Origin of the sequence: Nocardia carnea (assembly GCF_029868855.1) — a bacterium.
Lineage (GTDB): Bacteria > Actinomycetota > Actinomycetes > Mycobacteriales > Mycobacteriaceae > Nocardia > Nocardia carnea_A.
In genome coordinates this window covers 1-9,128 of sequence record NZ_JARWOV010000198.1, presented here as the reverse complement: position 1 = coordinate 9,128, position 9,128 = coordinate 1, and the positions used below count along the sequence as shown (strand labels likewise).

The following is a 9,128-nucleotide window of genomic DNA, read 5'->3' as shown; positions in this document are numbered from 1 at the left end:
CCCGGGCTTCTTCATGGAGAATTTCCTTCCTGCGATGGCTTTCCTTTTCCCCCGGGGAATTTCCGGTGGACTGGTGAGCGTGCTGAACCCGGATACGCGGCTCTCGCTCGCCGCGGTAGCCGATATCGGGCGGGCGGTGGTGTCGTCGGCGCGGCCGGGCCCGTACTCGGGTGATGCAGGGGTTACGCGCTGTCCTTGCGCAATTCCACCTTCACGACCTTGCCGCTGGCGTTGCGCGGCAGTTCCGCGACGATCACCAGATCCTTCGGGTGCTTGTACCGGGCCAGGTTCTCGTTGAGGAACGGTTCCAGTTCTTCGAGGGTGAGCGTGCCGTCCGCATCGTCGAGCGCGACCACGGCCACCGGGACCTCGCCCCATTTCTCGTGCGCCCGGCCGATGACTGCGGCCTCCCGGATCTTCGGGTGGGCGTACAAGACGTTCTCCACCTCCGCGCAGTAGATGTTCTCACCGCCGGAGATGATCATGTCCTTCTTGCGGTCCACAACGTAGATGAAGCCTTCTTCGTCCTGACGCACCAGGTCGCCGGAGTGGAACCAGCCGCCGGCGAAGGCGTCCGCGGTGGCCTCCGGCTTGTTCCAGTAACCCGACATCATGGTGGGTCCGCGGTAGACGATCTCGCCGACCTCGCCGGGCGCCACATCGTTCATCTCGTCGTCGACGATCCGGGCCTGGATGGTGGGGATGACCTTGCCGACCGAACCGAGTTTGCGGATGGCGTCCTTACCTTCGAGGACACAGGTGATCGGCGACATCTCGGTCTGCCCGAACACCGCCACGTTGAACGCGTCCGGGAAGGCGTCGGCCATCGCTTTCAGCACGGTGTCGGAGGCGGGGGCGGCGCCCCAGCTCAGCGCCTTCAGCGCCAGTTTGCGCTGTTTCACCGTCGGTTCGTCGCAGATCAGCTGCCACTGCGCCGGTACACAGAACGCCGTGGTGGCCTGTTCGGCCTCGACGGCGTCGAGGAATTCGGTGGCGCTGAAGGCGCCCAGCGGATGCAGCACTGTCTTGGAACCCAGCATGAAGGCCGGGGCGAGACTGCCGAGGCCGGCGATGTGGAACAGCGGGGAGGTGCAGAAACCGACCGATTCCCGCTCGATGGCCAGTGCCCGAATGCAGGTGAGCGCTTGGGCGTTCATATTGCCATAGGAAAGGACAGCGCCCTTGGGGCTACCGGTGGTTCCCGAGGTGTACATGATGAGGCACGGGGTGTCCTCCGGGATATCGAGCGGAGTATGCGGGGCGCCTTCTTCCGCGATCGCGTCGTCGTAGCCGACCACCCCCTCGCCGCTGCTTCCGCCGATCACGAAGCAGTGTTCGAGCCCGGTGGCCTGCGCCTGCACCGCGGTGGCCAGCGGCTGCAGCACCGTATCGGTGACCACGGCCTTGGCACCGCTGTCGCCGACGATATAGGCGACCTCGGGCGGGGTGAGCCGGAAGTTCACCGGGACCGCGATCGCGCCGAGCGCGTTGATCCCGAATACGGCTTCGAGGTATTCGGGGTAGTTGAGCGCCAGGATGAGCACCCGGTCGCCGAAGCCGACGCCGCGGCGAGCGAGGGCGTCGGCGAACTTCTGCGACCGTTCGTGCAGCTGCCGCCAGGTGGTGTCGGCGCCGCGGAATCGGATCGCGACCTCGTCGGGCCGCATCACCGCGTGCGTGGCGAGCTGGTTGTTCCAGTGGTTGCGACGCGAACGGATCGGCTCGTCGAGGGCCTGCGCACCGGTGGTCATCCCACGTACTCCTCTCGGTACCGCGTGACCCACCGGAGTGTCCGGCGCCACACGCGGTGTGAACATGTCGGCAGAATAACAATTCACTTCCCCACCGGCAAGGAAATCGAGGCCGAATAGCGGTTAATTCGGAGGAACTGGACCGTGGCAGAAGTTCACGCGCGTTGACCCGCGTATTTGCGACGATACCGGCACATCAGCAGGCAGGCCAGCTACTCAAAACTCGATCACATATGCGAATCACGACTCACTTCCAGGGTTGATCGGGCTGTGACGCGCATGGCACCATGCAGCATGCGCGGACTATCCGCGGAAAGTGAGGAGAGCACGCGATGCTGCGGACCAGGTTCACCGAGATTTTCGGTATCGAACATCCGATCGTGCAGGGCGGAATGATGTGGGTCGGCCGGGCCGAACTCGTCGCCGCCGTGGCCAACGCCGGGGGGCTCGGTTTCATCACCGCACTCACCCAGCCGACCCCCGACGATCTCCGGCGCGAGATCGAGCGAACCCGCGAACTCACCGATAAGCCGTTCGGGGTGAACCTGACCATCCTGCCGTCGATCAACCCGCCGCCGTACGAAGAGTATGTGCGCGCCATCGTGGACAGCGGCATCAAGATCGTGGAGACCGCGGGGAGCAACCCGGAGCCGTTCCTGCCCGCGTACCGCGAAGCCGGGATCAAGGTCGTGCACAAATGCACCAGCGTCCGGCACGCGCTCAAGGCGCAGAAGATCGGTGTGGACGCCGTCAGCATCGACGGATTCGAATGCGCCGGACACCCCGGTGAGGACGATGTGCCCGGTCTGGTGCTGATTCCGGCCGCCGCCCGCGCGCTCACCATCCCGATCATCGCCTCCGGCGGTATCGCCGACGCCCGCGGCCTGGTCGCGGCACTGGCGCTGGGTGCCGACGGCGTGAATATGGGCACCCGGTTCCTGTGCACCCAGGAATCCTCCATCGACCAGCAGGTCAAGGAGAAGATCGTCGCCAACTCCGAGCGCGATACCCAGCTGATCTTCCGCACCATGCACAACACCGCACGGGTCGCCGACAACGAGATCAGCCGCAAGGTCGTCGAGATCGAGAAGGCCGGCGGCAAGTTCGAAGATGTCCGCGAACTCGTTTCCGGCGCCCGCGGCAGGCGGGTGTTCGAGGAAGGCGATCTGGACGCCGGAATCTGGTCGGTCGGCCTGTGCCAGGGGTTGATCGATGACATCCCGACCTGCGCCGAACTGATCGGCCGGATGGTCTCGGAGGCCGAGGAACTGATCAACGCCCGGCTGGCTCGATTCGTTTCGGCCTGAGCCGGCCTCATGAGCCGCGCCGGGAGTATGGCGATCGATCCGGCGCCGGAGTGCGGGAAGCCGTCTCGTAGCAGTCGGCTTCCCGCACTGTAGCCCAGGCTGCCCGCACCGATCACCGCGCCGCCACAGCGGGGAGACCCTGTATGCGGTCGTCGCGGGGTCGGTTGAACGCGGTCGGTCGGCGGATGACATCGCCGGCCGCAGCAGACACCCAGTAGCGGGACTCGAGTAGTGCTATCCGGGTGCGCCGGGCTCCGAGTACCTTCGAGCGAACAACGGGCCGCGACAAGTGCCGCCGACGCGGCCGGGAGCAGTGCGCTGCTGCCGTGGCACGAGTACACCACCGTAGTGAATGATCAGCACCCCACTGCGATCAGCAAGATCAATTCCCCGCCAGGGCAGCAACGGCGTCGTAGTCGTGCGCGGCCACCACCTCGATTTCGGGCGGTAGCGCGTGCAATCGGTGAATGGTCTCGAACGCCTGATCCCGATCGGAGTCGAACAACTGACCCGGCATCGGAGCCTTCTCCCGGATGAGATCGATCTGCAGCCGGTTCCACACCGCATCCCCGGCCAGCAGTACCCGGCGTCCGCCGGCGGTGGTCAGTAGGACGCCGATACTGCCCGGGGTGTGCCCGGCCAGGTCCACCAGCAGCACCGTCCCGTCGCCGAACAGATCCAGGCTACGTTCGAAGGTGAGCACCGGCGGCCCGTCCAGCTCGAGCGGATCCAGCGACCGTCCTCGCAGCGGCCCCCGCACCACCCCGGCCGGTGCGTGCGGCCCATCCAGCGCCCAGCTCAGCTCGGCCGCGGGCAGCCGTACCGGAACCGATTCGGGTAGTTCGAGCACGCCCGAAATATGGTCCCAATGTAGGTGCGTCGGCAGCACGAAATCGATGGTGCCGGGATCGATATCGCGGGCAGCGAGCGCATCGGCCAGCCCGAGCACCGGCTTGTCCGGCGCGACCAGCAGCGGAATCGGAAACGGGAGGTCCGGCAGCACCCGCCGGTGAACATGGGCGCAGAGCGCGGGATCGACCAGGAACCGCGCCTGGGGATGTTCGACCAGATACGCGCCCATCGCCATCGGCAGATGTCCCAGGCTGCGTACCCCCTCGGCCACGATGGCGGTCGGCGCACTCATCCGGCCCTGCAACAGCACGGTCAGCTCGACGCTCCCCCGGGCCTGCGGCGGAGGCACAGCGTCCAGACGCGACAACAGCCGAGTGTCTGCCTGGCGGGGCCGCAGCAGCCGCGCGGGCGTGGCAGCCAAGGCCGCGCAGCAACGCAACAGCGTGGGGACGGTCGGGGTTCGTCCATCGACGGAAGCAGCCACACCGCAACGGTACCGGTCGCCCGGGCGCGGACGGCGCGAACGACTACGGGATCCGGCGCGACGGCAGGCGGAGATCTCCTTCCGGACGAGGCCGAGGTGGACACCTCCGACGGCCGCTGTCGGATCGAGTGACGCCGCCGCCGCGGTCGATCGCGGCACGTCCATCCTGCGCACTAGTTCCCGGAGTCCGAACCGGGCCGGTGGCCGGGACGCCCGTGGCATCGGCGGTCCCGATCGCTCACCCCGCCTCCTCGCAGACACTTCCCGCGGCTCCGCCCGGGAGTCCCGACACCGCGCGGTGGACGGGTCCTGCGCCGGCGCGGCAGGTTCGCACAGCGGTTTTCACCTCGGCCGCCATAGGTTTGCCAGTGGTTTGCGCCGAATTCGCGCGGGCGGCAGCAGTTTTCGCAGCAGGGCGGCCGGTCCGGCACCGCGAAATCTTCCGGCATAATCGAGGCGTGAGGCGGGACACGCAGCTGCTGTGCTGGATTCACGGCTCGCCGAGCAGCCGGTTGCGTTTACGCACCGCCGGCCACGGCCGTAGCCGTACCCCGTCGTACCCGTCGCCGTGCCGATGACCGGCTCCGCGGGCGGCGTGGTTTTCCTGTTCTCGCCGGAAGGTGGCGAGCATGCGCGGATGGGGCGCACGCTGGCCGGTCGGTATCGCGCTTTCGCCGCGGCGGTGCTCGACACCAGTGATGCCCTCGTGGCAGCGGGTGGACCGCGAGTCTGGACTCCGCGCAACGGCTTCCGCCATCCCCGGGCGCCGCAGTGGCCGGATCGACGGCAGCGGGATCCGGTGTTCGCCCAGACCGCACTGTTCACCTACCAAGTGGCGACCGCGACGCTGTTGATCTCGTGGGGCGTACGGCCCGACGCGGTGATCGGGCACGGAATCGGCGAGGTCGCGGCCGCGGTGACCGCCGGCGCGCTCCCCTTGACAGATGCCGCCCGCGTCGCCCTCGCACGCGGACACGCCGCGAGCCGGGTGCCGGAAACCGATGTCGTCGCCGAACTCCGGGCTTCGGCGCCGGAGGTACGGCGCCTGGTAGACCCGGTGCGCGAACAGGTCACGCTCACTGCCGTGCACGGCCCACGGTCGGTACTGGTCTCGGGGCCGCCGCGCTATGTCGATGCCGTCGTGCGCCGAGCCGGGCGCCGCGATATCGCGGCGGGACGTTGCGATATACCGGCTCCGGCATTCGGTCGCTCGGCGGCCGTGCCGGCGACAGAATCCCTCGCCGCCCTCGGCCCGCTGCGCCCCTCGACCCCCGATATCCCGATGTACTCCACCGCCCGCCGCGGTGCGGTTATCGATGCACCGATCGATACGGACCGCTATTGGATCGATAACTTCACCGGACCCGTAGAGCTCGAGGCCGCACTGGATCGCGCCGCAGGCTCGGATACGACCATCGTGTTGGAAGTCGGCCCGCACCCGATGCTCTGCGATGTGGTGCGCGGATTCCCGCGATTCACCCATACGACCTATCCCACCGCCCGCCGCGACGACGAGGGGACCACCTTCCTGACCTGCCTGGCCCAGGTTCAGGCGACACGGGCGGCCACACCGCACCGGACCGGACCCTCCCGGGAGAACTCCGCCGGTTCCCTCGAACACGAGCCGGCTGCCACCAGGGGTAACGGCCGGTCACACCTCGGCGCGAAACGCGGAAACGACTCCACCGCAAATGTTTCGGCCGCATTCGGGGCAGCGGATACAAGGCAGGACGGCCGATCGACGGGCCGCGATCATCACGATCCGGAAGTCGCAGGAACCGGTGCGGCCAGAGGAGATATGCGGGCGGAGGTCACGGGCGCCGGAACGCTGGCTTCGATACGGCTCACCGATAACCTCCCACCCACCGATATCATCGCATGGACTCGAATGGTCGACGCCAACAGGGCTATCCGCTTCTTCGCGGCCCAGGTCGCGCTGGATCCGCCGATGCAGATCGACACCGCCGGCACCTATGTGGTCAGTGGCGGGCTCGGCGCCCTCGGCTCGGTCATGGTGCGCCGCCTACTGGTATCCGGCGCTCGTGATGTTTTCGTGCCCACCCGTTCACCACGCCCGGTGCCCCCACTGCTCGAGGGATTCGAGGACCGGGTCGTGGTGGTGCACTGCGATACCGCCGACCGCCTCGATCTCGACAATGCGCTGCGCGATATCCGCGAATCGGGTTGCACCATCCGCGGCGTGGTCCACGCGGCCCAGGTCTTCGAAGACACGGTGGTCGCCGCCCTCTCCGCGAACGCCGCACCCGGTTCTACCCGGGCAGGGCAGACACCACCCGAATCGCCGGAGCCGGCGCTGGACGCCGGGCGGCTCGCGCGGCGGTTCGCGCGCATCTCACCGGCCGCGGCCAACCTCATCGAACTCACCGCTGCCGATCCGGTGACCTTCTTCGCTGTGTTCTCGACACCGTTCGGCGGCCCGGCGACCTTCCGGGAAACGAGGGCTAGTACGCATGAGATAACCGGCCCGCGACGGTGAGAGCGCTGCCGGTCGGCGGCATCGATACCGTAATGCGGCCGGTTCGAGAACAGGACGGCATCCGAGAACAGCAGTCGAGGCCGTCGGCGAGCGCTGGACGTCGACTTCGCAGATAGATCCGCACCCGCTATCACTCGGTGAACACAACTCGGGCGCCGACCCGAGCACATAGGTCACACCCGGACGGAGAGCCGGAACTGTTTCGACAGAGCACGGTGTTCACCGAGGGCTTCGGGGCCGGCCCGATATCCGAACACTCGGCATTCAGCGGTCGGTCCGCCCCAATAGACGATCGGTTTCCCGGCGATCCCGCTTGGTGGGGCGGCCGGTCCCGCGGTCACGCTGCGGGAGCGAGGCGAGGACTTCCCGCGGCGGCGGGGGTGGACTGCGGTCGATCAGGCATTGGGCGGCGATCGGAGCACCGACCCGTTTGGTGATCACCCGTTCCACTACGACGATCCGCTCGACGCCCGAGCTGCGGATACGGATCTCGTCACCCGGCCGCACCGGCTGAGCCGGTTTGGCTGTCGCACCGTTGACACGCACATGACCGCCGCGACATGCAGCCGCGGCAGCCGATCGCGTCTTGAACAACCGCACGGCCCATATCCAGGAGTCGACCCGGGCCTGGGCCGGACCATTGTCCGGAACAGAGGGAGCTGGACTCACCCCTTAGACGATACGACGCGCAGTGACCACATCGTCGGGCGAAAGGTTTGTGTAGGACACCGGCTCACCGGACTGCACCGCGTTCAGGAGCTTCCCGTCTCCGGCGTACAGGCCGACGTGTCCGCCACCGTTGGTGATGACGATATCGCCGGGCTTCAGATTCTGAAACGCCACCGGCGCGCCGACATGGGACTGTTCGAAGCTGGTACGCGGCAGTTTGATGCCGGCCTGCTTGAACGCCCACTGCACCAGGCCGGAGCAGTCGAAGTTGTAGGGGCCCGCGGCGCCCCACGAGTACATGGCGCCGACCTTCGTCTTGGCGGCGTCGAGGGCGATATCGCCCGCCGTCTGCTGCTGCACCGGCGCGGGCGGGGCGAAATTCGGCAGCGCGGGTGCCGCCGGCATCGCCTGCTGAGCTCCCGAGAGTGCCTGGTTCAGCTGCTGGTTCAGCTGGTCTGCCTGGGCTGCGTACTGATCCGGGACCTCGACATCGAATTTGCCGATGCCGGGAACATCGATCGTGGTGGTCGCGGCATTCGCGATGGCAGGCATCGTGCCCGTGGTCGCGGCGAGAGTGCCCATGACGAGCGCGCCCTTGACAGAATTTGGCAGCTTGGATTCTCGCTGCAAGCTGTGCTTACCCACCGAGCTCCGTCTCCGATCTTCGTGCTCTTCCACCATTGCCGAACGCGCGTCCTACGCATATCGCGACGGCCTGCGATGGTGGCGACCAGTGGCGCCGCCTCACTGACGAAACGACTCGACTCCACTAAGTCACAAAGAGGTTACGATGCCTGCCCGGTGTTGTCCAGCCGAACGCGCGGACTTTTCTCGCGAGCTGGGAGTACAGGTGTAAAGCACTGTGCGCGAGGGCTTTCTGGGCGGGCCGGTAGGTCACGGCAAGATATCGGCGGGCGTGTCGGTTCCGGCGCGAGCCTCCCCATCGGCCGGGAGGCCATTGCCCGGCCGACTCCGCATAGCCCTGTCTAGGACACGGCATAGATTTGCCCATATACACGGATGGGCGCGCTACGGTAGGGAAGTTATGGACCCCGTGCGGAACCCGTATGCACCCGGCGCAGGTCAGCGTCCACCCGAACTCGCCGGGCGCGGAAAGCAACTCGACGCGTTCGATGTCGTCTGCGAACGTATTGCCCGGGGCCGGCCGGAACGCAGCGTGATGCTCACCGGGCTCCGCGGTGTCGGCAAAACCGTTCTGCTCAATCAGTTGCGGTCGGCCGCCGGCGCCCGCGGCTGGGGTACCGGGAAGATCGAGGCGCGGCCGGATCAGGAACTGCGGCGGCCACTGTCCTCGGCGCTGCACATGGCGGCCCGGGCCATCGCCAAAACCCATAGCAACAGTGAACGCGTGGACGATTTCCTGGGCATACTCAAGGCATTCGCCCTGCGTGCCACCGCGGACAAAGGAATGCGGGAACGCTGGCAACCGGGTATCGACGTGCCCGCCGGCACCCGCCCGGGCGCCGCCCGCGGGAAAAAGATAGAGATGGGGGGGGTGGGGGCCGAAGCCGCCGGGCAGGGCGCGGGGATAGGGGGGGGGTTAGGCG

The 9,128-nt window shown here is 67.4% G+C and carries 8 protein-coding genes; 3 read left to right on the top strand and 5 right to left on the bottom strand.

Features of this window, described 5'->3' with window-relative positions:
• Positions 1-182: 182 nt before the first annotated feature.
• A complete protein-coding gene (gene fadD5, locus QH195_RS18940; RefSeq protein ID WP_280436404.1) occupies positions 183-1,751 on the bottom strand; it encodes a fatty-acid--CoA ligase FadD5 in 1,569 nt (522 codons plus the stop codon).
• A gap of 332 nt (positions 1,752-2,083) precedes the next feature.
• Between fadD5 and QH195_RS18935 the strand changes: the two genes are divergently transcribed.
• A complete protein-coding gene (locus tag QH195_RS18935) occupies positions 2,084-3,058 on the top strand; it encodes an NAD(P)H-dependent flavin oxidoreductase (RefSeq protein WP_280419708.1) in 975 nt (324 codons plus the stop codon).
• Between the two features lie 382 nt (positions 3,059-3,440).
• On the opposite strand, the gene QH195_RS18930 is transcribed toward QH195_RS18935, so the two are convergent.
• On the bottom strand, positions 3,441-4,394 hold the full coding sequence (locus QH195_RS18930) for an MBL fold metallo-hydrolase (protein ID WP_280436403.1): 954 nt from the start codon (positions 4,392-4,394) through the stop codon (positions 3,441-3,443).
• A gap of 490 nt (positions 4,395-4,884) precedes the next feature.
• Positions 4,885-5,025 carry a hypothetical protein gene (locus QH195_RS18925; protein WP_280436402.1) on the bottom strand — a complete coding sequence of 47 codons (141 nt, stop codon included), beginning with the start codon at positions 5,023-5,025 and terminating at the stop codon, positions 4,885-4,887.
• 6 nt (positions 5,026-5,031) lie between these two features.
• Between QH195_RS18925 and QH195_RS18920 the strand changes: the two genes are divergently transcribed.
• Positions 5,032-6,891, top strand: coding sequence for an acyltransferase domain-containing protein (locus QH195_RS18920; RefSeq protein ID WP_280436401.1), 1,860 nt, complete (start codon positions 5,032-5,034; stop codon positions 6,889-6,891).
• Positions 6,892-7,155: 264 nt separating this feature from the next.
• Here QH195_RS18920 and QH195_RS18915 read toward each other — a convergent pair whose 3' ends face one another.
• Together QH195_RS18915 and QH195_RS18910 are read right to left on the bottom strand one after the other, a co-directional pair.
• Positions 7,156-7,560, bottom strand: coding sequence for an RNA-binding S4 domain-containing protein (locus QH195_RS18915; protein WP_280419704.1), 405 nt, complete (start codon positions 7,558-7,560; stop codon positions 7,156-7,158).
• A gap of 3 nt (positions 7,561-7,563) precedes the next feature.
• Complete coding sequence (locus QH195_RS18910) at positions 7,564-8,142, bottom strand: C40 family peptidase (protein ID WP_280419710.1); 579 nt, start codon at positions 8,140-8,142, stop codon at positions 7,564-7,566.
• A 463-nt stretch (positions 8,143-8,605) separates the two neighbouring features.
• On the opposite strand from QH195_RS18910, the gene QH195_RS18905 reads away from it, so the two are divergent.
• Positions 8,606-9,128 (top strand): ATP-binding protein (locus QH195_RS18905; protein ID WP_280436400.1); only part of this gene is annotated, 523 nt, incomplete at its 3' end.

Excerpts from the sequence above, each read along its gene's own strand:
- fadD5 (WP_280436404.1), bottom strand. The coding sequence starts at position 1,751 with ATGACCACCGGTGCGCAGGCCCTCGACGAGCCGATCCGTTCGCGTCGC.
- QH195_RS18935 (WP_280419708.1), top strand. The coding sequence starts at position 2,084 with ATGCTGCGGACCAGGTTCACCGAGATTTTCGGTATCGAACATCCGATC.
- QH195_RS18925 (WP_280436402.1), bottom strand. The coding sequence starts at position 5,025 with ATGCTCGCCACCTTCCGGCGAGAACAGGAAAACCACGCCGCCCGCGGA.
- QH195_RS18920 (WP_280436401.1), top strand. The coding sequence starts at position 5,032 with ATGGGGCGCACGCTGGCCGGTCGGTATCGCGCTTTCGCCGCGGCGGTG.
- QH195_RS18910 (WP_280419710.1), bottom strand. The coding sequence starts at position 8,142 with ATGGGCACTCTCGCCGCGACCACGGGCACGATGCCTGCCATCGCGAAT.